This window comes from Azonexus sp., from assembly GCF_049652925.1.
Taxonomy (GTDB): Bacteria; Pseudomonadota; Gammaproteobacteria; order Burkholderiales; family Rhodocyclaceae; genus Azonexus.
Genome location: NZ_JBASFI010000016.1, coordinates 41683 through 68386, shown reverse-complemented (window position 1 = coordinate 68386; position 26704 = coordinate 41683). Strand labels below are relative to the sequence as shown.

Sequence of the window (26704 nt, the reverse complement as noted above, 5' to 3'; positions counted from 1 at the left end):
CGGATTTTGGTAGAATTTCCAGATGGTTGAGCAATGGAAAGGATGCTGGCAATAAGACACCGGCATCCTTTCCTTGCAAATCAATGAGTAAGCACTGTAGCCGCGGCTGCCGCCTCGGCCGATGCCTGAACTGCAGAATCTGCAACCACAGGCTCGGGAAGGGCTTCTGGCATGCGTTCCAGGGCGCGTTCGAGCACCTGATCAATCCACCTGACCGGGACAATTTCGATCTTGTTCTTGATGTTGTCAGGGATCTCGGTGAGGTCCTTGACGTTTTCTTCCGGGATCAGCGCCATCTTAAGTCCACCACGCACGGCGGCCAGCAACTTTTCCTTGAGCCCACCGATGGGCAGAACTTCGCCGCGCAGAGTGATCTCGCCCGTCATGCAGACGTCGCAACGAACCGGAATGCCGGTGTAGGACGATACCAGCGCTGTCGTCATGGCGCCGCCGGCGGAGGGGCCATCCTTGGGCGTGGCGCCTTCCGGGACGTGGATGTGGATGTCGGTCTTCTCGAAAGCCTCGTCCTTGATACCCAAGCGACGGGCGCGTGCGCGCACGACAGAGCGCGCAGCTTCGACCGATTCCTTCATGACATCACCGAGCGATCCGGTGCGAATAATGTTGCCCTTGCCCGGCATGATGGCGCATTCGATAGTCAGCAACTCGCCACCGACTTCCGTCCAGGCCAGACCAGTAACCTGGCCAACCTGGTTTTCCTTTTCGGCCATGCCGAAACTGTAGCGACGGACACCAAGGAATTTGTCGAGATTTCTGGCGTTGACCGCAACCTTCGTGTCGCGCTTCTTCAGAACAAGAGTTTTGACGACCTTGCGGCAGATTTTCGAGATTTCACGTTCGAGGGCGCGGACGCCGGCTTCGCGGGTGTAGTAGCGGACGATGTCGCGAATTGCGCTGTCGGCAACGGCGATTTCAGTCTTCTTCAAGCCATTGTTTTTGATCTGCTTGGGCAGCAGATAGCGCATGGCGATATTGACCTTTTCGTCTTCCGTATAGCCAGCCAGACGGATGACTTCCATCCGGTCAAGCAGAGCCGCCGGGATGTTCAGCGTGTTGGCGGTGGCCACGAACATGACGTCGGATAGGTCAAAATCAACCTCGACGTAGTGATCCTGAAAGGTGTAATTCTGTTCCGGGTCGAGCACTTCAAGCAGGGCAGACGAAGGATCGCCACGGAAATCCTGGCCAAGCTTGTCCACTTCGTCGAGCAGGAACAGCGGATTGCGCACGCCAACCTTGGTCAGGCTGCTCAGGATCTTGCCCGGCATCGAACCGATGTAGGTGCGGCGATGGCCGCGGATTTCAGCCTCATCACGGACGCCGCCGAGCGCCATGCGCACGAACTTTCGGTTGGTGGCCTTGGCAATGGACTGGCCGAGAGACGTCTTGCCGACACCGGGAGGGCCAACCAGGCAGAGAATCGGTGCCTTGACCTTGTCGACGCGTTGCTGCACGGCAAGATACTCGACGATTCGTTCCTTGACCTTCTCCAGCCCGTAGTGATCGCTGTCGAGAATCTTCTCGGCTTCGCGCAGATCCTTGCTGATCCGCGTTTTTTTGCGCCATGGCAGACCGATCAGCGTTTCAATGAAATTGCGGACGACGGTAGCTTCGGCAGACATCGGCGACATCAGGCGCAGCTTCTTCAACTCGCCTTCGGCCTTGGCCAAACCTTCCTTGCTCATCCCGGCAGCCTTGATCTTCTTGTCCAGTTCCTCGAGGTCGGCACCTTCTTCGCCTTCGCCTAGTTCCTTCTGAATGGCTTTGACCTGTTCGTTCAGGTAGTACTCGCGTTGGCTCTTTTCCATCTGGCGCTTGACGCGGCCACGGATGCGCTTTTCGACCTGCAGGATGTCGATTTCGGCTTCGAGCTGGGAAAGTAGGCGGTCGATGCGATCGCGGATGCTTTCCATCTCCAGCACTTCCTGCTTCTGCTCAAGCTTGAGCGGCAGGTGGGCAGCGATGGTGTCGGCCAGGCGACCGGCATCTTCGATGCCGGCGATGGAGGAAAGCACTTCCGGCGGAATCTTCTTGTTCAGTTTCACGAACTGGTCGAACTGGGCCACCACGGCGCGGCGCATGGCCTCGATTTCGTGGTCTTCGACGCCGGGTTGCACCAGCGGCACAGCGGTGGCCATGAAGACCGAGGACTGAACCTCGATGGCTTCAACGCGAGCGCGCTGCGTCCCTTCGACCAGCACCTTGACAGTGCCGTCGGGCAGCTTGAGCATCTGCAGGATGTTGGCCATGCAGCCAATGCGATAGAGATCTTCCGGTTCCGGTTCGTCCTTGGCGGCCGATTTCTGAGCGACCAGCAGGATGTTTTTGCCGGCCTCCATGGCCATTTCAAGCGCCTTGATGGATTTCGGGCGTCCGACGAAGAGCGGAATGACCATGTGCGGAAAGACGACGACGTCGCGCAGCGGCAGCAGCGGCAGTTCGACGGTTTCCGGGAGCGTGTTGGGGTTCGACATTACGATGCCTTTGAAATAGGTATGTGCCCCCTACGTGGGGGCGGGGAACCGCAATTCAAGTCCCGACTCAGTTGGAGCCGGAAACCTTTGGCTGATCGGCGTAAATGAGCAGGGGCGGGGTATCGCCGGAGATCATGTTCTCGTCGATCACAACCTTTTCGACATTTTCCATGCCCGGGAGTTCGTACATCGTATCAAGGAGCGCATGCTCCATGATCGAACGGAGGCCGCGTGCCCCGGTTTTGCGTTCCAGCGCCTTTTTGGCGATGGCGGCAAGGGCGCCTGGACGAATCTCCAGTTCGACATCTTCCATGTTGAACAGCTTCTGATACTGTTTGACCAGCGCGTTCTTCGGTTCGGTCAGAATCTGAACCAGGGCATCCTCTTCCAGTTCCTGGAGAGTGGCAACCACCGGCAGGCGGCCGATCAGTTCGGGGATCAGGCCGAATTTGATGAGATCTTCGGGTTCTGTTTCGAGCAGGATCTTGCCGACAGCCTTGCCGTCATCCTTGCTCTTTACCTCGGCACCGAAGCCGATGCCGCCCTTTTCAGAGCGTTTCTGAATCACTTTTTCCAGGCCGGCGAAGGCACCGCCGCAAATAAAGAGAATGTTGGTGGTGTCGACCTGGACGAAGTCCTGGTTCGGATGCTTGCGACCACCTTGCGGCGGAATCGAGGCGGTGGTGCCTTCGATCAGCTTGAGCAAAGCCTGCTGAACGCCTTCACCGGAAACGTCACGGGTGATCGACGGGTTGTCGGATTTGCGGGAAATTTTGTCGATTTCGTCGATGTAGACGATGCCTTGCTGCGCCTTTTCGACGTCGTAGTCGCACTTTTGCAGCAATTTCTGAATGATGTTCTCGACGTCCTCACCGACATAGCCGGCCTCAGTCAGCGTCGTGGCATCGGCCATGACGAAGGGAACGTTGAGCAGCCGGGCCAGGGTCTGGGCGAGCAGGGTCTTGCCCGAGCCGGTCGGGCCTATGAGCAGGATGTTGCTCTTGGAGAGTTCAACCTCACCGGCATTCTTGGCGCTATGGCGCAAACGCTTGTAATGGTTGTATACCGCCACGGCAAGAATGCGTTTGGCGACTTCCTGGCCAATCACATACTGGTCGAGGATGGAGCTGATCTCGCGCGGCGTTGGCAGGTCCGAGCGACCGGCCTTAGCGGCTTCCTCGGGCAACTCGTCACGGATGATGTCGTTGCAGAGTGCGATGCACTCGTCACAGATGAACACCGACGGGCCGGCGATAAGCTTTTTGACTTCGTGCTGGCTCTTGCCACAGAAGGAGCAGTAGAGCAGTTTTTCCGGGGTCCCTTTGGTCATCTGTAGCTCTCCGTTCAAGCCGCGTCGCGGCGGGTCAATACCTTGTCGATCAAACCGTATTCAGCTGCTTCAGCGGCCGAAAGGAAATTGTCGCGGTCGGTGTCTTTTTCGATACGCTCCAGCGGCTGGCCGCTGTGTTCAGCCATGATCCGGTTGAGGCGGTCACGAATGGACAGGATTTCCTTGGCGTGGATGGCAATATCCGAGGCCTGGCCCTGGAAGCCGCCCAGCGGCTGGTGAATCATGACGCGGGAATTGGGTAGGGCAAAGCGCTTGCCCTTGGCGCCGGCGTTGAGCAGGAAGGCGCCCATCGAGGCGGCTTGGCCGATGCACAGCGTCGAGACGTCCGGCTTGATGAACTGCATGGTGTCGTAGATAGACATGCCAGCCGTTACCGAGCCGCCCGGCGAGTTGATGTAGAAGTAAATATCCTTGTCCGGATTTTCTGCTTCAAGGAACAGTAGCTGGGCGACGACCAGATTGGCAGTTATGTCGTTGACAGGGCCGACAAGAAAAATCACGCGCTCTTTGAGGAGGCGCGAATAGATGTCGTACGCGCGTTCGCCGCGGCCGCTCTGCTCTACCACCATGGGGACCATGCCGAGTGCCTGTGGATCCCAGTTGCTTGCGTTGTCGATATTCATGTCAGCCCTTGTGTGTTGCTGTTTCGTTACATTCAAGACGATTGTTGCTTTTACAACAAGGTCCGGATTACTGCTTTTGACCCATCAGTTCATCAAAAACTGCAGCCTTGTCGGTGACCTTGGCTTTGCCCAGGACCCACGCAACCACGTTGTTCTCGATGGCGACGCCTTCAACTTCCTGCAGGCGTTGCGGTTGAGCGTAGTACCAGCGGATGACTTCTTCCGGGTGCTCGTAGCTCTGGGCGTTTTCTTCGACCATCGCACGAACCTGTTCCGGCGTTGCCTGAAGCTTCTCCGTTTTCACAACCTCAGCAAGGATCAGGCCAAGTGTGACGCGACGCTTTGCCTGGTCGGCAAACCACTCCGGCTGGATCGGCATGTCCTTGACCTTCATGCCACGCTGTTCCATGTCCTGGCGGGCAGCCTGCATCAGGCGCTGGATTTCCATGTCGACCAGCGAGGTCGGCACCGAGATCGGGTTGGCCTTGATCAGGGCTTCCATGACCTGATCTTTCAGCTTGCCTTCGATGCGGCGCTTCACTTCACGCTTGAGATTGGTTTCGATCTCGGCGCGCATCTTGGCCACGTCGCCGTCGGCGATGCCCATGCTGGTGGCGAATTCGGCGTTGAGTTCAGGCAGGACGGGGGCTTGCACCTGCTTGACAGTGACGTCGAACTGGACTGTCTGGCCAGCCAGATCCTTGGCGTGGTAATCAGCCGGGAAGGCCAGGTCGAAAGTCTTGGCATCGCCAGCCTTGGCGCCTTCGACGGCGTTTTCGAAATCGGGCAGCATCATGCCCTGTCCAAGCACAAACGGGTAATCCTTGGCTTCGCCACCGGCGAACGGCACGCCGTCTTTCTTGCCGAGGAAGTCGATAACGACGCGGTCTTCCTTGGCGGCGGCGCGGTCGGTATCTTCATAGGAAACGCGTTGCTTGCGCAGAATGTCGAGGGTCTTGTCGACTTCAGCCGGGCTGACTTCGAGGATCGGACGCTCGACTTCTGCGGTCGCCAGGTCGCCCGGAGTGAATTCCGGATAGACCTCAAAAATGGCCGAGAACTCGATGTGCGTGGTGCTTTCGGTGGTCTTCGGCTCAATGCGCGGGTAACCGGCAACACGCATCTTCTTTTCGGTGACGGTTTCGCCGAAAACGCGGTCGAGTTCCTCGGACAGCACTTCGTGGCGAGCCTGGTCGCCATGCTGCTGCTTGACGATGCTGAACGGAACCTTCCCCGGGCGGAAGCCAGGTACCTTCATATTCTTGCCCATGCGCTTCAGGCGCTGTTCCATGACCTTTTCTACATCGGCAATGGCGATGGAGAGGTCGATGCGGCGTTCAAGTTCGTTAGCTTGTGCAGTGGTTGCTTCCATGAGAGTTCCTTGTGACTTCGGAGCCGAAAAATAAAGCGGACAATAATATCACGGCAGGCTCACTGCCGGATGCTTCTACCCTGTGGCGGCCGTCTTCGCAGAATAGGCATCGTTCCCTGTAGACAGACAGTTTGGTACTTCGTATAATGCGCGCCTTCTTCAGCGGCGGCTGTAGCTCAGTTGGTAGAGTCCCGGATTGTGATTCCGGTTGTCGTGGGTTCGAGCCCCATCAGTCGCCCCAGAATTTAACCCCCGCACACCGCAAGGTCTGCGGGGGTTTTCACTTTTGGAGTTCTGCGACGTGACTAACTCGGTGTTTTCCGGTCTTCAACCTGCGACCGTCTGGGACCATTTTGCAACGCTGTGCGCGACGCCGCGCGCTTCGAAGGCGGAGGCCGGGCTGCGTGATTCCCTGCTGCAGTGGGCGTTGGCACGCGGTTTGGCGGCTGTGGTCGATGCCGCGGGCAATCTGATTATTCGCAAGGTGGCGAGCGCTGGGGCCGAATATCGGCCGGGTGTCGTGCTGCAGGCGCATCTCGACATGGTTTGTCAGAAAAATGCTGATAGCTGCCATGACTTTTCCCGCGATCCGATTGTTCCTGCGTTGCGCGATGGCTGGCTGGTGGCTGAAAAAACGACGCTGGGTGCCGATAACGGGATTGGCGTGGCGCTGATTCTGGCGGCGCTAGAGGATGAAACTCTTGTGCACGGGCCGCTTGAAGCCTTGCTGACGGTCGATGAAGAGGCCGGCATGGGCGGCGCTCGCGGCCTTGAGGCTGGCGTTCTGCAGGGCAAGCTGATGCTCAATCTGGATACAGAGGAATGGGGCGAGTTCTATCTGGGTTGTGCCGGCGGGCTGGATGTCAATGTCGAGCGCGGTGGCGTGGCGGAGCGCGTTCCGGTTGGATTCGAGGTGGTCCGGATCACGTTGAGTGGCCTGTGTGGCGGACATTCCGGCGTCGATATCCACGAGGAGCGTGGCAATGCGATCAAGTTGCTGGTTCGCGTTTTGCGCGAACTGGAGGAGGTGACGCCGATTCGGCTGGTCGATCTGGTTGGCGGTTCGGCGCGCAATGCCTTGCCGCGCGAGGCGGAGGCGACGGTGGCCGTGCCCGGCGGTCGGGGTGGGCGCCTGGTGGGATGGCTCGCCGGGGTGGAGGCGAGCTTGCGGGCGGAGCTGCGCGGGATCGATGAGGGTTTGAGTCTCACGGTTTCGGTGGCTGAAGCGGCACAGGCCATGGCGGCAGCAGAGCAGGAAATCTGGCTCGCCTCGCTGCATGCGGCGCCGCATGGCGTGCGCCGGATGAGTCGGCAGGTGCAGGGTGTGGTTGAGACTTCGAACAATCTGGGCATGGTCGATTTGCACCCGAATGGGGGTTCGTGCAACTTCATGGTGCGTTCGTTGATCGGAAGCGGCAGCGTGGCGCTGGCTGATGAAATTGTCAGCTTGTGGGCGCTGAGCGGAACGCCGGCCGAGAAATCAGGGTTTTATCCGGGTTGGGCGCCGAATCCCGCTTCTGAATTGCTCAAGCTGTGTCAGGCGGTTTATCGCCGTGATTTTGTGGCGGATTCGAAGGTTCAGGTCATTCATGCCGGGCTCGAGTGCGGCATTATCGGCGACAAGTATCCGGGGATGGATATCGTCTCCTTCGGCCCGACCATTCGTGGCGCGCATGCGCCGGGCGAGCGGGTCGAGATTGCTTCGGTTGAGCGGTGCTGGCGTTTGTTGCGAGTGATTTTGCAGGAAATCCGCTAGCCGCCACATTTCAATTTTGGCCGTTTTTTCCGGTTGACCGTGGAAGTGGCTTATCGGCGCCGAATTGCCTCGCGGCGGGCCAGGCCGAGCTTGGTTGAGCGTTCCATCTTTTGCACGAAGGCCGGGAAGTCGAGGCCGAACTTGGCGCGCAGTTCCTTGGCGTAGTTGTGCAGCCAGCGCCAGCGCGGCTCGAAATGGCGTTCCTTAAAGGCGTAGAGCACGTGGTTGCCGTCGTCCGGGACCGAAATCACGATGACCTGGTCGTCGAAAACGTGCATCGCCTCGCCGATCAGGCCGGCGTAGGTTTCCTTTTCGCCGGCCAGGTTGATGACCAGCACGCCGTTGCCTGAGAGCTTGGTGTAGGCGTTGTCGAAGAATTCGCGATTGGCCAGGCTGGGGGCAAAGCCGGTTTTGTCGAAGGCATCGACGAGCAGGGCGTCAATGCCTTTTTCGGTGTTTTCAAGGAATTCGGCGCCGTCGCCTTCAAGTACCTGCAGGCGGTCATCGTCGGATGGCATGAGAAAAGTGTCGCGGAAGGCGATGACGTTGGGGTCGAGTTCGACCGCCGTCAATTGGGTGCCGGGCATGCGCTTGTAGCAGAACTTGATCAGCGAGCCGCCACCGAGGCCAATCAGTACGATGCGTTTCGGGCGCGGCTGGAAGAGCAGGAAGGCCATCATTTTCTGGGTGTAGCGGATGGCCAGGTCGTGCGGCGCCTTAAGCGACATTTCGCTCTGCATGAGGCGGACGTTGAAATAGAGGAAACGCGATTTGCCGTCGTCGATGACGAAGGGCTTGGGGTAGCTTTCGTCGAGCAACTGGGCGCGCAGTTCGCCTTCCTTGGCCCATGAAGGTTCGTGCATGAGCACGGTGCCCGTTTCGACTTCGAACGGGCTGGGCAATTCGTAGAGCTTGGTCAATCGGGCAGATCGGCGGCGTGGAGCAGAAAGACGAATTCGTCGCCGGCAGCGGTGTCGAGCCAGGTGAAGGGCAGCGTCGGGTAGGCGGCTTCGAGGTCGTCGCGGTTGTGGCCGATTTCGACGATCAGGATACCGTTTTCAGTCAGGTGCTTCTTCGCTTCGCGCAGGATGATGCGCGTGAAATCGAGGCCGTCTTCGCCCGAGCCGAGCGCGAGTTCGGGTTCGTGCAGGTATTCCGGCGGCAGGGCGGCGACGGAGTCGGCATTGACATAGGGTGGGTTCGAAATGATCAGGTCGAACTTGCGGCCAACCAACTTGGTGAAGGCGTCGGACTGGATCAGTTCGACGCGGTTGGTCAGATGGTAATCGGCGACATTTCGCTCGGCGACGGCCAGGGCATCTTCGGACAGGTCGACCGCAGCGACTTCGGCATTCGGGAAGGCGAGGGCGCTCAGGATGGCCAGGCAGCCGGAACCGGTGCACAGGTCGAGGGCCGATTCGATGGCCCACGGATCGTCGATCCACGGTGTCAGTTGTTCGTCGAGCAGTTCGGCGATGAAGGAGCGCGGCACAATGACGCGGTCGTCAACGTAGAAACGGTGTTCACCGAGCCAGGCTTCATGGGTCAGATAGGCGGCTGGCAGGCGATCCTGGCAGCGGCGGGTATAGATGTCGAGCAGCGCTTCGCGTTCATGCGGCAGCAGGCGGGCATCCAGGAAGGGCTCCAGGCGGTCGAGCGGCAGGCTCAGGGTGTGTAGCGTCAGGTAGACTGCCTCATCCCAAGCATTGTCGCTGCCATGGCCGAAGAAAAGCTGGGCGGCGTTGAAGCGGCTGACGGCATAACGAATGTAGTCGCGAACGGTGATCAGTTCGGTTTTGGCGGCAGTGGTCATGCGGTCAGGAGTTGTTCGAGGATGCGGCGGTAAATGGCCGAGAGCTTGGGCAGGGAATCGACGGCAATGCATTCGTCGATCTTGTGGCTGGTCGCGTTGACCGGGCCAATTTCGAGCATCTGGCGGCATATTTCGGCGATGAAGCGGCCGTCCGAGGTGCCGCCAGTCGTCGATAGTTCGGTATCAATGCCGCAGATTTCTCGGATGGCCGTCGTTGCTGCGTCGGCCAGCGGGCCACGACCAGTCAGGAAGGGGCGGGCGCCCAGCGTCCAGTGAATGTCGTAGTCCAGATCGTGCTTTTCGAGGATGGCGCGCAGACGCTGCTGCAGGCTTTCCGGCGTGCTGGCCGTGGAGAAGCGGAAATTGAACTTTATTTCCAGTTGACCGGGGATGACGTTGGTCGCACCGGTGCCGCCGTGGATGTTGGAGACCTGCCAGGTGGTCGGCGGGAAGTATTCGTTGCCTTCATCCCAGCGCGTCGCGGCCAGTTCAGCCAGGGCCGGGGCTGCTTCGTGGATAGGATTGCGTCCCTTTTCCGGGTAGGCGATGTGGCACTGGATGCCCTTGACCGTGAGCGTGCCGGAGAGCGAGCCACGCCGGCCGTTCTTGATCATGTCGCCGAGGGTGTTGACCGAGGTCGGTTCGCCGATGATGCAGAAATCGAGGGTTTCGCCGCGTGCCTTGAGCGCGTCGACGACGATGGTGGTGCCGTCGACGGCGTCGCCTTCTTCATCGGAAGTGAGCAGGAAGGCGAGCGAGCCGGGATGGTTCGGGTTGGCGGCGATGAAGGCTTCTACCGCGGTCACCGAGGCGGCGACTGACGACTTCATGTCGGCCGTGCCGCGCCCGTAGAGCATGCCGTCACGGACTTCCGGGGCGAATGGCGGCGAGGTCCATTTGTCGAGCGGGCCGGTCGGTACGACATCGGTATGGCCGGCGAAGACGAAGAGCGGAGCGGTCGTGCCACGCCGCGCCCAGAGGTTGGTGACGCCGTTGCGGTTGATGAATTCGATGCTGAAGCCGAGCGGCTTGAGGCGCTCGGTGATGATTTCCATGCAGCCGCCGTCTTCCGGCGTGACCGAGTGGCAGGAAATGATCTGCCGGGCCAGTTCAAACGTGGGGTCGGACATCAGTTGGTTTCTTCGTCGTGGTCGGCCAGGCTCAGCGTGAATTCCTTGAAGGAGGTGCCTGCTTCGCTGGTGCTGTCGAATTCGAGGGCGACATCGGTCTTGCGGTCGTCCTTGCCATTGCTGCTGCCGAATTCGGAGTTGTTGATCAGCCACGACAGGTTGGTCGGCGAGTCGGCATTGGCCAACGCTTCGTCGATGGTGATCGTGCTGCTGCTGTAGAGACGGAACAGATCCTGCTCGAAGGTCTGTGATCCCGGGGCCAGCGTCTGTTCCATGGCGTCCTTGATGCCTTGCACTTCGCCGCGCTCGATCAACTCGCTGATGTGGCGGGTATTGAGCATGATTTCGCAGGTCGGAATGCGCTTGCCATCCGGTTTCTTGACCAGACGCTGCGAAACGATGGCGCGCAGGGCAACGGACAGGTCGAGGAAAAGCGCCTGGCGGTTTTCGGCCGGGAAAAAGCTGATGATGCGGTTCAACGCGTGGTACGAATTGTTGGCGTGTAGCGTGGCGAGGCACAGGTGGCCGGTTTGCGAGTAGGCGATGGCCGCCTGCATGGTGTCCTTGTCACGGATTTCGCCGATCAGGATGCAGTCCGGCGCCTGGCGCATGGCGTTCTTGAGGGCCGATTGCCAGTCCATCGTGTCCATGCCGATTTCGCGCTGGTTGACGATGGATTTCTTGTGTTTGAACAGGAACTCGATTGGATCTTCGACCGTCAGGATGTGGCCGGAACGGTTGGCGTTGCGGTGGTCGAGCATCGAGGCGATGGTCGTCGACTTGCCCGAGCCGGTAGCGCCGACGATCAGGATCAGGCCGCGCTTCTCCATGATCAGCTCGCCGAGGATGTTGGGCAGGCCGAGGTCGTCCATTGCCGGGATGTTGCCTAGGATGAAGCGGATGACGATGCTGGTCGAGCCGCGCTGGCGGAAGATATTGACGCGGAAGTTGCCGACATTCGGCACCCCGAAGGAGAGGTTCATCTCCCAGTTCGCCTCGAAGGTCTTGATCTGGTCCGGCGACATCAGTTCGTAGGCGATCTTCTCGATCATATCCGGCAGCATGACCTGCTGGTTGACCGGGAGCGTATTGCCCTGGATCTTGATGTGGATCGGCGCACCTGCGGATATGAAGATATCCGAGGCCTGCTTTTCAGCCATCAACTGGAACAGTTTGTCGAGAATCATGACAAGACCTTCTTGGTGGTTTGACTTACGGGCGCAGCAGCTCGTTGATGCTGGTCTTCGAGCGGGTTTGCGCGTCGACCTTCTTGACGATGATCGCGGCATACAGGCTATACGCGCCGTTGGCCTTCGGCAAGGTGCCGCTGATCACAACGGATCCGGGCGGGACGCGACCGTAGCTGACTTCACCGGTTTCACGGTCGTAGATTGGCGTGCTCTGGCCGATATAGACGCCCATGGAGAGCACGGAGTTCTCGCCGATGATGACGCCTTCGACGACTTCCGAGCGGGCGCCGATGAAGCAGTTGTCTTCGATGATGGTCGGGTTGGCCTGCAGCGGCTCAAGCACACCGCCGATGCCGACGCCGCCGGAAAGATGCACGTTCTTGCCGATCTGCGCGCAGGAGCCGACGGTGACCCAGGTGTCGACCATGGTGGCTTCATCGACGTAGGCGCCGATGTTCACGAAGGACGGCATCAGTACGGCATTCTTGGCGACAAAAGAACCCTTGCGGACGATGGTGCCCGGCACGACACGGAAGCCGCCCTGACGGAACTGCTCTTCGCTCCAGCCTTCGAACTTGGTATCGACTTTGTCGTAGAAGCGGACGTCGCCACTTTCCTGAACCCGGTTGTCGCGCACGCGGAAAGAGAGCAGCACGGCCTTCTTGGCCCACTGGTGGGTGACCCAGTCGCCGTTGATCTTCTCGGCAACGCGCAGGGTGCCGGAGTCGAGCATGCCGACCACCTGATTGATGGCGGCGATGGTGTCGGGTGGGGATTGCGGGGACAGCTCGGTGCGGCGTTCCCAGAGTTCTTCGATGATGGCTTGCAGGGGATGGCTCATGGATGCTCTCTCTGTTTACAGTTGTTGTGCGAATTGGCGGATGCGCCGGGTCGCTTCCAGACACTCGTCGAGTGAGGCGACCAGCGCGATACGAATGAAATTGGCCCCCGGATTGACGCCGCGGACTTCGCGCGCCAGGAAGCTGCCGGGCAGGACCACGACATTATAGTGTTCGAGCAGGCCGCGGGCGAATTCGGTGTCGGCGATGGGTGTTTTGGCCCACAGGTAGAAGCTGGCGTCGGGCATGCCGGTGCCCAGCACTTCGCCGATCAGTGGCGTGCAGGCGGCGAACTTCTCGCGATACTGGTTGCGGTTGTCGAGGACATGCGCCTCGTCGTTCCAGGCGGCGATGGAGGCGGTCTGCACCGGCGGCGACATGGCGCAGCCCTGGTAGGTGCGGAACAGCAGGTATTTCTTGAGGATGGCCGCGTCGCCGGCGACGAAGCCGGAACGCATGCCCGGCACGTTGGAGCGCTTGGACAGGCTGGAGAACATGACCAGCCGTTCGTTCGAGCGGCCGAGCAGCTTGGCCGCCTGGAGGCCGCCGATGGGCGGGTTGGCTTCGTCGAAATAGATTTCGGAATAGCACTCGTCGGAAGCGATGACGAAACCGTATTTGTCGGAGAGGGCAAACAGGGTTTTCCAGTCTTCGAGCGACAACACCTTGCCGGTCGGGTTGCCCGGTGAGCAGACGTAGAACAACTGGACGCGGGACCATTCTTCTTCGCTCAGGCTGGCGTAATCGAAAGCGAAATCGTTGTCCGGCAGATTGTTCAGGAAACGCGGTTCGGCGCCGGACAGGTAGGCGGCGCCTTCGTAGATTTGGTAGAACGGGTTCGGGCTGACGATCAGCGGAATGTGGCCACGAGTCTTGGCAACTGAGGTATCGACGACGGTTTGCGCGAAGGAGAAAAGCGCTTCGCGTGAGCCATTAACCGGCAGGATTTCGGTTTCCGGATTCAGCGACAGGTCGTAGCGACGCTGGCACCAGGCGGCGATGGCCTGACGGAGTGCCGGAATGCCCTGCGTAGTCGGGTAGTTGGCCAGGCCCTTGAGACCGTTGGCCAGCGCATCCATGATGAAGGCCGGCGTCGGATGCTGCGGCTCGCCGATGGAGAGTTTGATCTCCTTGTATTCCGGATTGGGCGTGACGCCGGCGAACAGGGCGCGCAGCTTTTCGAAGGGGTAGGGCTGGAGTTGGGCGAGATGCGAATTCACGTCGGGCGTCGAATGGGTGTAAAAATGGCAATTATCCTCGAAAACCTGAACGCTGCCTTGTGAACAAACGTGGAATTCCCTTGATGATTGTCGTCGCCTCGCTACTGGCCGCTTGCGCCATTGGCTATCAGGCCCGCGGCAGCCTGAGCGATGTGCCGGGCGAGCTGCGCGGCAAAGGCTTTCCCGGTAATGCGAGCGGCGGCGGACGTTTTATCCTGGCCGATCGCGATGGTCGCCTGCAGTGTGATGGGCAACTGTCGCCGCCGGATGTTTCGCCGGTTCCCAGCAGTTGCGAGGGCGAGGCTGGAAAAGGCGTCGTCCACTGCAACGATGGCCGCGAAGTGGCGGTGCGGTGGACGGCCATTACCTGCCGCTCCTTCGAGGGGAGCGGCGAGGATAAATTTGGAAATCGGCTGATTTTTCGGGTTGACCGTAGCAGATAGCTTTCCAGCCATCTGCGCGGCCCGAAGCGGGGGAAAATCCCGAAGGTTTCCCCTTTTTGTCGCTTAGCGCTGGCGAATGGCGCCGTTGTCGTTGGACAGAATGATTTCAACACGGCGGTTCAGTTGGCGGTCTTCGTTCGTGTCGTTGCCGGCTACCGGATAGGACTCACCGAATCCTCGAATGGCGATACGGTTGCGATTGACTCCCATGTTCTGGAGTGCCAGCCGAACCGATGTGGCGCGGCTTTCGGACAGGCGCTGGTTGTGAGCCGTTGAGCCGGTGCTGTCGGTGAAGCCCTCAATGAGGACGGTGCGCTCAGGATTTTCTTCGAGAACCTTGGCCAGTTTCCGGCTGGTATTCAGGCCGTCCTCGCTGAGTGCGGCCTTGTCGGTTTGAAACAGTACGTCGCCGAGGGTGATGACCATGCCGCGTTCGGTTTTCTTGGCTGCGAGTTCGGCCAGCTGGGCTTCAAGCTGCGCCGTGCGGCGCTGGGCGTCGAGCGTCTTGCGTTCTGCATCGGCGGTTTTTCCCTTGGCTAGCGCGGTCGCTTCCTTGGCGCGATCCGCTTCATTGGTGCGCTGATCGAGACGCATCTGATCACGCTCCTTGCTGGCACCGGCAATGCTGCTCTCTGAGGATTTTTGCTTCGTCATTTCCTGCGTTACGGCAATTTTCTGCTTGGCGAGATAAGCCAGTTTGTCGATGTCCTCAGAACTTTGGTTGTCGGCTGCGGCAGCATTGGCCTTGGCCATCGCGTCGTCGGCCTGCTTCAATTCCAGCGGTGCGTATTTTGCAACTTGCGGATTGTTCTGCACGGTTCGGTAGTCGCTTCTCGTCTGCTCCAGCAGGTTGGTCGTCTGCATCGAACTGCATGCGCCGAGAAGGCCGGCGATTACCAGCAATACTGGCGTAAATTGGGTTTTTTTCATGATTTGTTCCTTGGGGTCAGGTGGTGTCGCCGCCACGGGGTGGGACGAACTGGCAGCGATTACTTGCGCGAGCGTTTGAGTTCTTCGCGCAAAACGCGAATGTCGTCATCAATGGCATCAGCTGCCACCTTTGCCTTGGTAGAACCAGCCTTGCCCTGGGCCAGCTTTGCATCCGCTTCGGCCTGGTTCGCGAGGTCGGCAGCAAGCTCGTATTCCTTGTCGGCCAATGCTTTTTTGGCCTTGTCGAGTTTTTCGCGGGCCGAGCGCATTTCGAGCGGTGCGTACTGGGCGCCACCCGCACTGGCGGCGCTATCCACCGCCGCTTTCGAGACCGCCACATCTGCAGTCGCTGGCGTTTTCATGCTGCTGCAACCAACCATCGTGCCCACGGCAATACCGCAAAGCAGCTTGAGCCATAGTTCGGAATTTTTCGTCATCATATTTCTCCAGTGAGACCGCAACCATCGGATTGGTGCTGTCTCCTGCTTTTAGGCGGCCAACGAAACGGTATCTGTTCGCTGGCGCACACTGCCATCAACCTAGCGACTTAAGGCGCCCTGCCAAGTGCCAGCATATTTCGCCTCACGACGTCCTTAACGCTATGAAAAGCGGCTCTTTCCCGGAAATTGGCTGATTTTCTTGGTCGACCGTAGCTGCCTGACCAAGGGTAAAAATATTTTGGTGTAATAATCTGTGCGGGCCCTTGCTTGCATTCGAATAGAGGCTCGTCCCGCCATGGAGGTTTGTCCTATGTCTGGCGTATTCATCAGTTACCGTCGCGACGATCAGGCTGGTTTTGCCGGGCGTCTGGCCGATGTCCTGGTCTCGACCTTCGGCGCGGACAACGTGTTTCGCGACATCGAGGATATCCATCCGGGTGAGGATTTCGTCGTTGCCATCGAGAAGCAACTGGCTGCCGTCGATGTGATGCTTGTCATGATCGGCCCGGCGTGGCTGACGGTGAGCCGGAACGGCATGCGCCGCCTCGACGAGCCGGATGATTTCGTCCGGCGGGAAATCGAGGCCGGCCTGAAGTCGGGCAAGGCCGTGTTGCCTGTGCTCGTCGGTGGGGCAGCTATGCCGGCGGAAAAGGATTTGCCACCGGCTATTGCGGCGCTGGCCCGGCGCCAGTCCTTCATTCTTTCGGATATCGGGTGGACGTCGGACGTGGCGCGGCTGGTCGATGTCATCAAGCCGCACTTTCCGGCCAGCCTTCATCGTCCTGCTCGGCGTTCCGGGCTGCTTTGGGGGTTGGCTGCTTTGGCCCTGACTGTGTGGCTGGTGGTTGGCTTGACAGGCAACTGGCCTGGGCGGTCATCGGATGAGGCGAAGCCGGTTTCCTCTGAGCTGGCCCAAAGTCTTTCCGGGCGCTGGTTGGCGACCGTCAAATACGACTGGGGCGCCGAGCACGCGGAGCGCTTCGAGCTACGTCTGGAAAATGGCGAGGTGCATGGCACAGCCAGCTATCTGCGGGTGGCGCGGACCGTTGAGCAGGGCGCACTGAAGGGCGAACAACTCAATTTCGTCACCCACAGTCAAGAGGTGATGGGCGATGGTCCGGGCCGCGAGCTGACGCATCGTTACCGCGCAATGCTCAAGGCCGGCGAACTGCACTTTGTGCTGGAAAGCGGCGGTGGCCACAGCGCTCATACGCCGGTGGAGTTCGTTGCCCGGCGGGAAGTAGGGCGGTGATGGTTCCTGGCCGGTCAGGCGTGTTTTTCGCTGCCTGATTCGGTCAGTTTTTGCACGATCAGGCTGCCGATCATGTCGCCCTCGACATTGACCGCCGTGCGCACGGTGTCGAGGATGCGGTCGATGGGGAGCAGGATGGCGATGGCGGCGGTCGGCAGGCCGACCGATTCGAGCACCAGAACCATGCTCAGCATGCCGACGCTGGGAATGCCCGGGGCGCCGATGGCGGCAAGCATGGCGACGAAGAAGATGATGAGCTGGTGGGCGAGGTCGAGCTCGATACCGGCCAGCCGGGCGACGAACAGCGCGGCGGCCGCTTCGTAGAGCGCCGTGCCGTCCATGTTGGCGGTGGCGCCGAGCGGCACGACGAAATTGGCGATGTCCTTTTTGACGTGCAAATGCTGCTCGGTGCAGCGCAGCGTGATGGGCAGTGTGGCGGCGCTTGAACTCGTCGCGAAGGCGGTGATCAGCGCCTCCTTGGCGCCTTTCCAGAAACGCAGCGGTGACATGCGGGTGACCAGCCAGAGCAGCAGCGGCAGGACGACGATGCCGTGGAACAACGTGGTGCCGACAACGACACTGATGAAATGGGCGAGGCTGGCGAGCAGGTCGGCGTTTTGCGTGGCGACCAGTTGCAGCAGCAGCGCGGCGAGGCCGAACGGGGCGAGGCGCATGATCCACCCGACGACGAGCAGGCAAAGCTCCTGCAACTCCTGGATCAGGACGCGCAGGTTCTTGTAGCGTTCGCCGCCGATGACCAGTGCGATACCGAGAAACAGCGCAATGATTACAACGGCTAGGATGTCGCCTTGGGCCAGCGCCTTGAACGGGTTCTGGAACAGCCCGCGCATGAACTGGGCGATGTAGTCGGGCAGCGGCATCTGGCGCGCCTGGAAATCGCGTGTGGCATCGGCGAACATGGCCAGATGCTGGCCTTCGCCGGGGCGGAAAAGGTTGGCGGCGCCGAGGCCAAGGACGATGGCCAGCGCCATCGACAAGGCAAAAAAGGCCAATGTGGTGGTCCATACCCGGTGCATTTGCTGGTGGGCGCGCAGGTTGGCGACGCCGCAGACAATGGACGAGAAAACCAGCGGTACCAGCACCATGCGCAGCAGATCGAGAAACAGGTTGCCGAGCATCTTGGCGCCGTACAGCGTGTTGCCGACGACGGGCGCCGAAGCTGGCTCGGTAGCCAGCCATAGGCCGCCAGCAATGCCGAGCAAGCAGCCGATCAGAATCTGGGTGTTGAGCGAGGGACGGGGCATCGGGCGCGTAGAGGTGGAGGCAGCGCCATTTTAGCCGCATCGCCGTGGATCACAGCCGGCTTGCTTCCGCGGCGGCCATTTCAATTTTGGCCATTTTTTACGGTAGACCGTAGCAAGCCCGGTTGACCGTCAAAGTCGACTTTTCGCGGCCATTTTCGGAGTCAGGAACCGGCCTGCAATGCAGCAGGCCGGTTCCTGGTGATGCGGGACGACCGCTCAGCCGCCGGCTTTGCTGATGCTGGTGGCGGGGGGCAGATAGTCGGGCACCTTGTTCTTCACGGCCGGTTGCGCCTTGAGGTAGCTGAAAATGGCTCGCAAATCCTTTTCGGGCAGCGAGGCGACCGCCTGCCAGGGCATGGGCGGCAGGATCGGACGGGCAACGCCGACATGCTTGCCGGTGCGCATGGCCTGGATGAAATCCTGTTCGCGCCAGCTGCCGATGCCGGTCTCGCGGTCGGGTGTCAGGTTGGCGGCGTAGGTCGTGCCCCAGGGGCCGACGAAGGCCGTCATGGTCGCCGAACCCGCCCAGTTCCAGGCATTGTCGAGCTTGGGCGAAGGTGGCAGGTGGAGCTCTTCGGGATGGCCGGAAAGGCCGCGGGCCATGTCCTTTTCGGGGCCATTGGCGCCCATCTTGAAGGGGGTGTGGCAATCAACGCAGCCACCGTAGGTGATCAGTTTTTCGCCGCGTTTGATCAGCGCCGAATTGCTATCGGCGGCCAGGGCGCTGGTGTTGAACAGGGCGCAGGCAAGGGTGGCTGCGATGAGGGTTTTGGGGTTGGGGTGCATGGTTATTCTCCTTGTTGAAAATTGAGTTTGAGGCTGGTTTTTAGGTGGAACAGAGGCGTCGGGCCACGTCGACAATCGCTTCGGCTGGCGGAACCGAGGCCTGTTCGAGCGGGTAACTGGCGGCGACCGGGGCATCGGGGCCGCCCAGTCGGACGATCGGTGCCTTGAGGTCGGCGAAGGCGTATTCGGCGACCAGTGCGGCGATCTCGGCGCCGATGCCGCACAAGCGGTTGGCTTCGTGCACGACGACGAGGCGACCGGTTTTTTTCACCGAGCCGAGAATGGCCGCTTCGTCGAGCGGCTTCAGGCTGCGCAGGTCGATGACCTCGGCGGCTATGCCATGGCCGGCCAGTTGCTCGGCCGCCTGCTGGCAGTGATGGACCGTCTTGCCGTAGGAAACCAGCGTCACGTCCCGCCCTTCGCGGACGATGGCGGCTTGTCCCAGCGGCAGAAGATGTTCGCCGGCCGGCACCTCGCCCGGCTGGTAGAGGAGCCCGATGTCGAGGAAGAAGAGCACCGGGTTGTCGTCGCGAATGGCCGTCTTGAGCAGGGCCTTGGTGTCGGCCGGCGTGCTCGGCATGACCACCTTGAGGCCGGGGCTGTGCACGAACCAGGCCTCGACATTGTGGTTGTGCTGGGCGCCGACGCCCCAGCCGGCACCGGTCATGGCAAGCGTGACGAGGGGAAATGAGAACTGGCCCCCGGACAGGTAACGCAGCTTGCCGGCGCTGTTGACCAGTTCGTCCATGGCATAGCAGAGAAAGGGCGCGAAGAGCAGGTCGACGACCGGGCGCAGGCCGGTGGCGGCGGCACCGACGGCCGTGCCGGCAATGATGCCCTCGGCCAGCGGCGTGTTGCGGATACGCAGCGCGCCGAATTCGTCGACCAGTTCGTGGCGTTTGGTGGCGATGCCTTCGCCGAAAGCGATGACGTTGTGGTCGCGGCGCATTTCCTCGGTCAGCGCGGCGCCGACAGCATCGTAAAGGGTCAGGGTGGGCACGGGGAATCCTCAGGCGTAGACGTCGCGGGTCAGTTCATCCGCGGCAGGGAAAGGCGATGCCTCGGCAAAGGCTTGGGCGACGGCGATGCGGCTGGCTACCTTGTCGGCCATGGTTGCGGCCTGAGCCTGGCTCAGCAGCCCGTCGGCGAGCAGGCGGGCGCGGCTGGTGGTGATCGGGTCGCGGGCCAGCCAGTTGGCCAGTTCGGCCTTGTCGACGTAACCCTGGTCATCCGGTTCGAGGTGGCCGCGGGTCCGGTAGGTCAGGGTTTCGAGCAGGTAGGGTCGGCCGCTCTCGCGGACCTGGGTGGCGGCGGTTTGGGCGGCTTCGAGCACGGCGAAGACATCGTTGCCGTCAACCGTGCGGGCCGGGATGCCGTAGCCGGTGGCCCAGTCCGCAACATGCTCGCGGCTCATCGCTTCGCGCCGATGGACGAAGGCTTGCCAATGATTGTTCTCGCAGACGTAGAGGATGGGCAGGTTCCACAGCGCGGCAAGGTTGAGTGATTCGTGAAAGCTGCCCTCGCAGGCGGCGCCGTCGCCAAAGAAACAGACGACGATGCCGGCGCGGCCGAGCACGCTCTGCGAGAGGGCGACGCCGGGCGCCATAGAGAGTTCGGCGCCGACGATGGTCGAGGTCAGAACGACGCCCAATTCTTTGGCCGAAATGTGCAGCGAGCCGCTCTTGCCTTTGCAGTAGCCGTCGCGGCGGCCCATGACTTCGGCCAGCAGGCGACCGGGGTCGGCGCCGCGGGCGAGCAGGTGGCCGGCGCTGCGATGGTTGGTCAGGATCAGGTCTTCGGGAGCGAGCGCGTTGACTACGCCGACGGCAGCGGCTTCCTGGCCGACCGAGGTGCAGGTGCCGGGCATCTTGCCGGCGGCGCTGCCGTTGACGATGGCCTCTTCGTAGGCACGGATGAGCAGCATCTGTTCGAGCAGGTGCTGCGGGCTTTTTGCCGGGGGCTTCGGGGTCATGACTGCTCCATTCGTTATGCAATGGAGGAAGTCTAGGCCGCCCGAAAACCCTGACAAGACGGCCAGAGGCTGCTTACGATTCTTTTAAGAAACGCTGAATGAACATTTAAGAAAAGGCGGGCGAAGTGCCCGAAAATCAGCTTTCGAGGAGCTGCAGCGGGTGGTCCACGGCTAGTGAAAAACGGCCGCGCCCGGTCTTGGTCAGCCGGATGCCGGCATCGCGTTCATCCAGTCGGCGCTGCAAGAGCACCAGGCGTGCTTCGAGGTTGTCGCTGACACCCGGCAGGCGGATGCGGGGATCGACCCGCAAGCCCTTGTTGGTAAAACTGGTGCGCCGCCGTTCGGCAAAATCGCTGAGCAGCACCCAGAGGATGGCCCCGGCGACGCCCTTGATCAGGTAGTCGTCGTCGATGAAAACGATGTCGGTGGCGGCGAAGTGGCGAATGGTCAGCGGTGTGCCGGCGACGGCCGGAGCCGCTTCTTCGTTGCCGGCCGGCTCGTCGGGCAGATCGTCGGCCTGCTGGTGGTGGACGATGGCGAGACCCAGTTGGGCGGCGAAAGCGACCAGGGCATCTTCCTCGTCGTAGCCGAAATGCAGGTCGGTGGCGCTTTCGACGTAGAGCACACCGAGCAGGCGGCCGGCGACACTGATCGGCACGGCCATCTGGCTTGCTGCATCGGGCAGGCCGGGCAGGGGAATGGCCGTTTCCAGGGCGTCGGCCTGACCGTCAGCCGCGATGCCGTCGCGTACGGTACGGCCGTAGGCGTACTCGCTGTTGGTGAAGCCGATCCGGATCGGCGTGCGTTCGCGGGCGCAGATGCCGATGACGCCGGCACCGACCGGAATTTCCGAGCCGATGCCGGATTCGGGATAGCCGCGGCTGGCCAGGGTGTACAGCCGGCCGCGCGCCTCGTCGTGCATGAGCAGCATGAGATGAGCGATGCCGAATTCGTTTTCCAGGCAGTCGACGGCTTTTTCGAGCAGGCATTCCAGCGTGTTGCAGGTGGCCAAGCGGTCGGCCGTCCGGCGCAGGGCGTTCAGGCAATTGACAGGCGGCGGAGGCGGCGGCACGGTTTCGCCGGGCACCTGTTCGATGTTCAGCACACGGTAGATGTCGGCGCCGAGCAACTGAAAGATGCCGGCCATGCCGGTGTGCGAGGCGATTCCGGCCAGTTTGGCCCGCATCCGCTCGAAGAGCGGACCGGCCGCCTCGGTGCGCAGGTAGTGCAGGGTCAGCCGGTACTGGGCACCGGTCAGGTGGCTGGTCAGCAGGAGGCGCACCGGCGAGTCGGCCAGGACGTTCTGCCGGGTCCGGTTGAAAAACTGGTAGGACAGTGCGACGTGTTCGTTGTCGATGAATTCGACCTGGGAGAGATAGGCCAGGTTGGGCATTCCGTCGCGGTCGCAGGTGGCGATATGGCCCGGGATGATTCCCTCCAGGCATTCGCGGATGGTCTCGAGGCGCAGGCTCATGGCGCTGAGCCCAGCGGGTCGCCGGCTTTCGGGCCCGGCGTTTGGGTGAAGGCGGCGCTGGGCGAGTAAACCACCGTCACGAGGTCGTCAACCGTGCAGGCGAACAGTGCCCGAATCATGTTCTCCTGCATGCCGAAGGGGATGACCTCATCGAGAAACAGGGAAATATGCGATTCGATCACGGGCAGATCAGCCGGGTCAAAGGGCTGGATGCTCGCGTCGTCACCTTTCAATTGCAGGGTGCGGTTGCTGCTCGGCAGGTTGAAAACATTGGCCACCCGGCCGGTGTTGCGGATGTTTTCGAGTAGTTCGGCCGACTGCGAGCGCTTGACGAAAATCGCGACCTGGCGCCCGCCGCCGACCAGTTTGCAGCCCAGACCGCGGCTCATGCAGGGCAGGCGATCAACGGCGCAGGCGGCCAGGCTGATGCTGACTCCGGTCAGGATGAAGGCGGCGTTGTCGCTGTCTAGCATGGCGGCTGGATTATTTGGGGCGTTGGGATGATTTAAGCATAGCAAGTAGCCGTTTGTTATTTCAAATTTGGCTGTTTTTCCCGGTTGACCGTGGAAGTCATCAAAGCCAGAGACTTGTCGGGTCTCAACCGGCCGTTCAGCTGCATCGCCGACATGCTCACGGCTTTTTGGGCTTTTCCTGCTGAGCAATTGCCATGTCTATGGCCTTCCAGGCGCGTTCCAGGACTGCCAGCATGGCGGGGGTGCTTTCGCCCGGACGGGTCGCATAAAGCGCAATGACCAGGCGTTCGTCGAAATCGATATAGAGGCTGGTGCCATGCGCCCCGATCAGGGCCACCCGATTCGGCGAGCCGCCCAGGTGCACGAAGCCATAGCGCTGCTCGCTGCCTTTGCTCAGGCCCTTGATCGCGGCCGAGCGCATTCCCGATGAGGCGGTCAGCGTTTCGATGAACCAGGCCGGAATTTTTCCGCGATTTCGGCTACTGCGTGCATCGACCAGAACCTGGCCCAGTTTGGCAAAGTCGCGCAGGGACAAACCCAGCCCGGTCGCCAATTCGACGCCCTGCGCGTCGCTCAGCCAGACGACGGGGTGTTCCGGCGGATTGCGGCTCAGGAGTCGTTCGCAAAACAGTTGCGAGAGTGGCATGACGTTGCTCTCGGCCAATATCCAGGCCAACAAGTCGTCATCCGGGGCGGCGGCAAAGGTGGTTGTTTCCGGTTCGTCGAGCGGCTTTTCCCAATGCCCGGCCTGAGCAAGCCAGGCCCGGATGCCCTTGCCAGCCTGATTCGTTGTCCAGCCACCGGCTTGCTGCCAGGATTCAAGGTCTTCCGGTGTCCAGGCGTGGCGCTCCTCGTTTTCGAGCAGGCGCCGTATCGACAGCTTGCGTAGCCCGGCTGACGGCGCCATGTTGGGAAGAAAACGGCTGACGGATTTGTCGGCGGCCAGCTTGCCCTGGCTGACGCTCATGGCGCCGAGCAGGTTGAGTAATGGACGGGTCGCTTCCATCAGCAGCCTGGGTTTGTCTGGCGTCAGTCCATTGCGATAGCGTTCTGTGACGACCCGACCGTTGCGCAGGACAACGAGGCCGTCGGCATAGAGGCGACTGTCGAGCAGGAATGCGAGGTCGCGCCGGCTGCCGTCGAGCGGATCGACAACCGGAAAATCATCTATCGGGCGTTGCTTTGTGGCCGCGGGTTGTCCGACGCCAGCCGGGGCCAGCCGCCAGGCGGGCATGAATACTTCACCGGCCTGTAAAGTCAGGCGCTGGTTTTCAATGGTCAGCCAGTTGCTCTTGTCGATCCAGGGGGCCAGTTTTTGCGGGCCGACCGGCACCTGCTCAAATTGACAGGTCGAGTTCGCCGCCCATGTGCCCGTGGCGATGAACAGTGACAACAAGGCTGCAGGCAACCGGCGGATCATTTTGTTTTCTCCTGAAATTAATTGTTTTTGCCCATCAGCCGTTCGCTGGCTTGGCGCACCACATCGTTCAAGTTGCCATGCTGCTTTTCTCTGGCCCGTAACCAGGCTGCATCGCCCGAATTTTCGGCGACCGCCTGCTTGAGCGGGCTCAGCCAGTGGGCGCAGTCCAATTCTTGGGCGTCCTCCGAAACGGCTTCCAGCAAGTCGGCCAGGGTTTGTTTCAGTGGCGTCTGGCATAAGTTGACCGGATCGGAAATCATCGCCTCGAGGCCATAGCGACAGGCCTGGAATTTGTTGTAACGGGCAACGTGGGCCTGTTTGGCGGTATGCAGCGGCGGACGGGTGCGCAACAGCCAGCGCGCAAGGGATTGGGCCAAGGCAGCCAGCGAGCTTGCCTGTTCGATGGTCAGCGGCGTATCGCAGACACGTATTTCAACCGTACCGAATTCCGGTTTCGGGCGGACATCCCAATACAGATCTTTGATGCCCTGGGCTATGCCGCAGGCTTGCAGGAAGGCGAAGTGTTCGGTGAATTCCTGCCAACTGCCGAGCGGCGGGCACTGTCCGCTCAGCGGAAAGGCTGAAACCGCATTGAGCCGGGCCGACTGGTAGAAGCTGTCCACGCCATCGACAAAGGGAGAGGAAGCGGACAGGGCGATGAAGGCCGGCACATAAACGCCGAGCGCCTGGGTCAGCCAGATGGCCTCATCGGCCGAGGTGCAGCCGACATGGACGTGTTGGCCGAATACGGTGAATTGCTTGGCGAGATAACCATAGCGCTGGTAGAGGTCATTGAAGCGGTCGCCGGGGCAGATGCGCCGTTCGGGCCAATGATGGAAAGGGTGCGTACCGCCACCGCAGACGCCGATGTTGTTGCGTTCGCAATGCTGGCGCAGGGTGTCGCGCAGGCCGCCGAGGTCAGCGGCAATGCCGTCGACGGTGGCCTGCGGCTGGGTGCTGATTTCGATCATGCTTTCGGTGATTTCCAGCTTGATCTCGCCGAAACGTTCGTCGTAATCGAGGCTGCCGAGCAGGTCGGTGGCGCCTCGCGTCAGGTCGAAGTTGCGCTTCGAGACCAGTTGCAGTTCGAGTTCGACACCGAGGGAAAAGGCGGCGCTGTCCTTGAAATCGCCCAAAGCATTGGTCGTCATGCGATACCTCCTCGATCACGCTCACCGCTTTCACATTCGCCCGATCTGTGCAGCGCCAGGCGGCACAGGGCAGGGCCGACCAGTTCCATCATGGCGGCGGCGAACAGGGGCAAGGTCAGGGCCGAACGCCCGACTTCCGGGTACAAACTGGCGATTTCGTAAGCCATGAATACCGCCGTGGCCGACAGTGGCTGGATACCCATGCCAACCAGCAGGCGTTTGGGCAAGGGCATGCTGCCGCCCGACCAGGCCATCGCCCCGGCTTTGGCTGCCGCGCGCACGAGCAGCAGGCCGAGTGCCTGCACGCCGGCCAGCCAGGTGAAGTCCTGCCAGGGCAAGGATGCGCCGACGATGACAAAAAGCACGATGGCGAGCAGCCAATGCCCTTCGGGCAACGCGGTGTAACGCAGGGTTTGCTGCCGGTCACGCGAAGCGAGCAGTACGCCCATCAGGAAGAGCGTCAAAAAGACCGGGACGGCGAGCATGCGCGCGATGCCGACGGCCAGCAGGGCGCAGGCGATCAGCACAAAAACCTGGGCCAGCGAGCCTTTCGGCAAGGTTTTGGCAATGCGCAGCGCCAGCCAGGTACCGATACCGCCGACCAGAAACGCGCCGACGACCACCCACAGCGGATGGACAAGGGCATTCAGCCAGTCTTCGCTCAGTTCGGCGTGAACGATGCCAAGCACGACGGCGAAGGCGACAAAGGAAGCAGCAGAGCCAATCGCGGTATGCAGGATGATGCGTTCGGTGACCTGTCCCTGGGCCTTGGCTTCCTCGATGGTCAGGAGGACGACAGCCGGGGCCGAGGCCATGGTCACGGCGGCCGTGGCGGCGGCCCAGGCGGGCGTCAGGCCGACCAGCCAGAGGGCGAAAATGAAGATCAGGGCAAACGACAGCGTGATGTCGGCCAAGGTGCTGCGCAACAGTTCGGGATTGCGCCGGAGCCAACTCAGGTCGAGACGTCGCCCGACCTCCATCATCAGCAAACCGAGCGCCGCATCGGCAATCGGTCGCGCCTGCGCCAGGGCCTCGATGCTGATCCAACCCAGCGCTGACGGGCCGAACACGATGCCGGCCAGCACGTAGCCGGTGACCTTGGGCCACCGGGCGTGGGCGTGCAGCCATTCGCCGAGGAGCAGGCCGACGACCAGCAACAGGCTGAACAGGGCTAGCGAATCAATGGTCTCGGGAAAGGGCGGCAGGAAAAACAGGCGTTCGAGCAGGCTTTCCCAAATGGCGCGCAATGGCGAAGTGATCGTCTCGATCATGCCTGGCTCTTTGCTACGGTCAACGGCAAAAAACCGTC

Annotated in this window: 24 protein-coding genes and 1 tRNA gene; 4 read left to right on the top strand and 21 right to left on the bottom strand. The window is 61.2% G+C overall.

Annotation, left to right across the window (positions count from 1 at the left end):
* Window positions 1-80 precede the first annotated feature (80 nt).
* The 4 genes from lon to tig all read right to left on the bottom strand — a co-directional run bounded on the left by lon (window position 81) and on the right by tig (window position 5841).
* Window positions 81-2495 carry an endopeptidase La gene (gene lon, locus WBK19_RS08155; protein WP_511288635.1) on the bottom strand — a complete coding sequence of 805 codons (2415 nt, stop codon included), beginning with the start codon at window positions 2493-2495 and terminating at the stop codon, window positions 81-83.
* A gap of 67 nt (window positions 2496-2562) precedes the next feature.
* Window positions 2563-3825: an ATP-dependent Clp protease ATP-binding subunit ClpX gene (gene clpX / locus WBK19_RS08150; RefSeq protein WP_511288634.1), complete on the bottom strand. Its 1263-nt coding sequence runs from the start codon at window positions 3823-3825 to the stop codon at window positions 2563-2565.
* 14 nt (window positions 3826-3839) lie between these two features.
* Entirely contained in the window at window positions 3840-4469 is a 630-nt protein-coding gene (gene clpP, locus WBK19_RS08145; RefSeq protein WP_511276085.1) for an ATP-dependent Clp endopeptidase proteolytic subunit ClpP, read from the bottom strand.
* A 67-nt stretch (window positions 4470-4536) separates the two neighbouring features.
* Window positions 4537-5841 (bottom strand): trigger factor, encoded by a 1305-nt coding sequence (tig, locus tag WBK19_RS08140; protein ID WP_511288633.1) that lies wholly within the window; start codon window positions 5839-5841, stop codon window positions 4537-4539.
* 165 nt (window positions 5842-6006) lie between these two features.
* On the opposite strand from tig, the gene WBK19_RS08135 reads away from it, so the two are divergent.
* A tRNA-His gene (locus tag WBK19_RS08135) sits at window positions 6007-6082 on the top strand.
* Window positions 6083-6142: 60 nt separating this feature from the next.
* Window positions 6143-7597, top strand: a complete 1455-nt coding sequence (locus WBK19_RS08130; RefSeq protein ID WP_511288632.1) for an aminoacyl-histidine dipeptidase — start codon at window positions 6143-6145, stop codon at window positions 7595-7597.
* 50 nt (window positions 7598-7647) lie between these two features.
* Here the strand turns inward: WBK19_RS08130 and WBK19_RS08125 are convergent, their stop codons facing one another.
* The 6 genes from WBK19_RS08125 to dapC are packed head-to-tail and all read right to left on the bottom strand — an operon-like array spanning window position 7648 to window position 13789.
* Entirely contained in the window at window positions 7648-8517 is an 870-nt protein-coding gene (locus WBK19_RS08125) for a spermine/spermidine synthase domain-containing protein (protein ID WP_511288631.1), read from the bottom strand.
* On the bottom strand, window positions 8514-9410 hold the full coding sequence (gene prmB / locus WBK19_RS08120; protein WP_511288630.1) for a 50S ribosomal protein L3 N(5)-glutamine methyltransferase: 897 nt from the start codon (window positions 9408-9410) through the stop codon (window positions 8514-8516). Before prmB ends, WBK19_RS08125 begins: the two co-directional genes overlap by 4 nt.
* The gene (dapE, locus tag WBK19_RS08115) at window positions 9407-10540 is read right to left on the bottom strand and encodes a succinyl-diaminopimelate desuccinylase (protein ID WP_511288629.1); all 1134 of its coding nucleotides are present in this window, start codon (window positions 10538-10540) and stop codon (window positions 9407-9409) included. The genes prmB and dapE overlap by 4 nt, the downstream gene beginning before the upstream one ends.
* Window positions 10540-11727, bottom strand: a complete 1188-nt coding sequence (locus WBK19_RS08110; RefSeq protein ID WP_511288627.1) for a PilT/PilU family type 4a pilus ATPase — start codon at window positions 11725-11727, stop codon at window positions 10540-10542. The genes dapE and WBK19_RS08110 overlap by 1 nt, the downstream gene beginning before the upstream one ends.
* 25 nt (window positions 11728-11752) lie before the next feature.
* Window positions 11753-12571: a 2,3,4,5-tetrahydropyridine-2,6-dicarboxylate N-succinyltransferase gene (dapD, locus tag WBK19_RS08105; RefSeq protein WP_511288626.1), complete on the bottom strand. Its 819-nt coding sequence runs from the start codon at window positions 12569-12571 to the stop codon at window positions 11753-11755.
* 15 nt (window positions 12572-12586) lie between these two features.
* The gene (gene dapC, locus WBK19_RS08100; RefSeq protein ID WP_511288625.1) at window positions 12587-13789 is read right to left on the bottom strand and encodes a succinyldiaminopimelate transaminase; all 1203 of its coding nucleotides are present in this window, start codon (window positions 13787-13789) and stop codon (window positions 12587-12589) included.
* A gap of 83 nt (window positions 13790-13872) precedes the next feature.
* Here dapC and WBK19_RS08095 point away from each other — a divergent pair, with 83 nt between their 5' ends.
* Window positions 13873-14232: a hypothetical protein gene (locus WBK19_RS08095; RefSeq protein WP_511288624.1), complete on the top strand. Its 360-nt coding sequence runs from the start codon at window positions 13873-13875 to the stop codon at window positions 14230-14232.
* A gap of 63 nt (window positions 14233-14295) precedes the next feature.
* Here the strand turns inward: WBK19_RS08095 and WBK19_RS08090 are convergent, their stop codons facing one another.
* Both WBK19_RS08090 and WBK19_RS08085 read right to left on the bottom strand, forming a co-directional pair.
* On the bottom strand, window positions 14296-15162 hold the full coding sequence (locus WBK19_RS08090; protein WP_511288623.1) for an OmpA family protein: 867 nt from the start codon (window positions 15160-15162) through the stop codon (window positions 14296-14298).
* A gap of 59 nt (window positions 15163-15221) precedes the next feature.
* On the bottom strand, window positions 15222-15599 hold the full coding sequence (locus WBK19_RS08085) for a DUF4398 domain-containing protein (protein ID WP_511288622.1): 378 nt from the start codon (window positions 15597-15599) through the stop codon (window positions 15222-15224).
* A gap of 313 nt (window positions 15600-15912) precedes the next feature.
* Between WBK19_RS08085 and WBK19_RS08080 the strand changes: the two genes are divergently transcribed.
* Window positions 15913-16854: a toll/interleukin-1 receptor domain-containing protein gene (locus tag WBK19_RS08080; RefSeq protein ID WP_511288621.1), complete on the top strand. Its 942-nt coding sequence runs from the start codon at window positions 15913-15915 to the stop codon at window positions 16852-16854.
* 14 nt (window positions 16855-16868) lie between these two features.
* On the opposite strand, the gene WBK19_RS08075 is transcribed toward WBK19_RS08080, so the two are convergent.
* The 9 genes from WBK19_RS08075 to WBK19_RS08035 all read right to left on the bottom strand — a co-directional run bounded on the left by WBK19_RS08075 (window position 16869) and on the right by WBK19_RS08035 (window position 26666).
* Complete coding sequence (locus WBK19_RS08075) at window positions 16869-18119, bottom strand: dicarboxylate/amino acid:cation symporter (protein ID WP_511288620.1); 1251 nt, start codon at window positions 18117-18119, stop codon at window positions 16869-16871.
* A gap of 216 nt (window positions 18120-18335) precedes the next feature.
* Entirely contained in the window at window positions 18336-18905 is a 570-nt protein-coding gene (locus WBK19_RS08070; protein ID WP_511288619.1) for a diheme cytochrome c-553, read from the bottom strand.
* 40 nt (window positions 18906-18945) lie between these two features.
* Window positions 18946-19905, bottom strand: coding sequence for an alpha-ketoacid dehydrogenase subunit beta (locus WBK19_RS08065; protein WP_511288618.1), 960 nt, complete (start codon window positions 19903-19905; stop codon window positions 18946-18948).
* Between the two features lie 9 nt (window positions 19906-19914).
* Complete coding sequence (locus tag WBK19_RS08060; RefSeq protein WP_511288617.1) at window positions 19915-20877, bottom strand: thiamine pyrophosphate-dependent dehydrogenase E1 component subunit alpha; 963 nt, start codon at window positions 20875-20877, stop codon at window positions 19915-19917.
* 136 nt (window positions 20878-21013) lie between these two features.
* Entirely contained in the window at window positions 21014-22351 is a 1338-nt protein-coding gene (locus WBK19_RS08055) for a GAF domain-containing protein (RefSeq protein WP_511288615.1), read from the bottom strand.
* Window positions 22348-22824 (bottom strand): hypothetical protein, encoded by a 477-nt coding sequence (locus WBK19_RS08050; RefSeq protein WP_511288613.1) that lies wholly within the window; start codon window positions 22822-22824, stop codon window positions 22348-22350. Before WBK19_RS08050 ends, WBK19_RS08055 begins: the two co-directional genes overlap by 4 nt.
* 157 nt (window positions 22825-22981) lie before the next feature.
* A complete protein-coding gene (locus WBK19_RS08045) occupies window positions 22982-24244 on the bottom strand; it encodes a serine hydrolase (protein ID WP_511288611.1) in 1263 nt (420 codons plus the stop codon).
* A gap of 17 nt (window positions 24245-24261) precedes the next feature.
* Window positions 24262-25395: a YbdK family carboxylate-amine ligase gene (locus WBK19_RS08040; protein ID WP_511288609.1), complete on the bottom strand. Its 1134-nt coding sequence runs from the start codon at window positions 25393-25395 to the stop codon at window positions 24262-24264.
* Complete coding sequence (locus WBK19_RS08035) at window positions 25392-26666, bottom strand: cation:proton antiporter (RefSeq protein ID WP_511288607.1); 1275 nt, start codon at window positions 26664-26666, stop codon at window positions 25392-25394. The genes WBK19_RS08040 and WBK19_RS08035 overlap by 4 nt, the downstream gene beginning before the upstream one ends.
* Window positions 26667-26704: the final 38 nt, after the last annotated feature.

Excerpts from the sequence above, each read along its gene's own strand:
- WBK19_RS08055 (WP_511288615.1), bottom strand. The coding sequence starts at position 22,351 with ATGAGCCTGCGCCTCGAGACCATCCGCGAATGCCTGGAGGGAATCATC.
- dapE (WP_511288629.1), bottom strand. The coding sequence starts at position 10,540 with ATGTCCGACCCCACGTTTGAACTGGCCCGGCAGATCATTTCCTGCCAC.
- dapD (WP_511288626.1), bottom strand. The coding sequence starts at position 12,571 with ATGAGCCATCCCCTGCAAGCCATCATCGAAGAACTCTGGGAACGCCGC.
- WBK19_RS08050 (WP_511288613.1), bottom strand. The coding sequence starts at position 22,824 with ATGCTAGACAGCGACAACGCCGCCTTCATCCTGACCGGAGTCAGCATC.
- WBK19_RS08095 (WP_511288624.1), top strand. The coding sequence starts at position 13,873 with ATGATTGTCGTCGCCTCGCTACTGGCCGCTTGCGCCATTGGCTATCAG.
- WBK19_RS08080 (WP_511288621.1), top strand. The coding sequence starts at position 15,913 with ATGTCTGGCGTATTCATCAGTTACCGTCGCGACGATCAGGCTGGTTTT.
- WBK19_RS08045 (WP_511288611.1), bottom strand. The coding sequence starts at position 24,244 with ATGATCCGCCGGTTGCCTGCAGCCTTGTTGTCACTGTTCATCGCCACG.
- WBK19_RS08060 (WP_511288617.1), bottom strand. The coding sequence starts at position 20,877 with ATGACCCCGAAGCCCCCGGCAAAAAGCCCGCAGCACCTGCTCGAACAG.
- WBK19_RS08085 (WP_511288622.1), bottom strand. The coding sequence starts at position 15,599 with ATGACGAAAAATTCCGAACTATGGCTCAAGCTGCTTTGCGGTATTGCC.
- WBK19_RS08075 (WP_511288620.1), bottom strand. The coding sequence starts at position 18,119 with ATGCCCCGTCCCTCGCTCAACACCCAGATTCTGATCGGCTGCTTGCTC.
- clpP (WP_511276085.1), bottom strand. The coding sequence starts at position 4,469 with ATGAATATCGACAACGCAAGCAACTGGGATCCACAGGCACTCGGCATG.
- WBK19_RS08070 (WP_511288619.1), bottom strand. The coding sequence starts at position 18,905 with ATGCACCCCAACCCCAAAACCCTCATCGCAGCCACCCTTGCCTGCGCC.
- tig (WP_511288633.1), bottom strand. The coding sequence starts at position 5,841 with ATGGAAGCAACCACTGCACAAGCTAACGAACTTGAACGCCGCATCGAC.
- clpX (WP_511288634.1), bottom strand. The coding sequence starts at position 3,825 with ATGACCAAAGGGACCCCGGAAAAACTGCTCTACTGCTCCTTCTGTGGC.
- lon (WP_511288635.1), bottom strand. The coding sequence starts at position 2,495 with ATGTCGAACCCCAACACGCTCCCGGAAACCGTCGAACTGCCGCTGCTG.
- WBK19_RS08035 (WP_511288607.1), bottom strand. The coding sequence starts at position 26,666 with ATGATCGAGACGATCACTTCGCCATTGCGCGCCATTTGGGAAAGCCTG.
- WBK19_RS08090 (WP_511288623.1), bottom strand. The coding sequence starts at position 15,162 with ATGAAAAAAACCCAATTTACGCCAGTATTGCTGGTAATCGCCGGCCTT.
- WBK19_RS08110 (WP_511288627.1), bottom strand. The coding sequence starts at position 11,727 with ATGATTCTCGACAAACTGTTCCAGTTGATGGCTGAAAAGCAGGCCTCG.
- prmB (WP_511288630.1), bottom strand. The coding sequence starts at position 9,410 with ATGACCACTGCCGCCAAAACCGAACTGATCACCGTTCGCGACTACATT.
- WBK19_RS08040 (WP_511288609.1), bottom strand. The coding sequence starts at position 25,395 with ATGACGACCAATGCTTTGGGCGATTTCAAGGACAGCGCCGCCTTTTCC.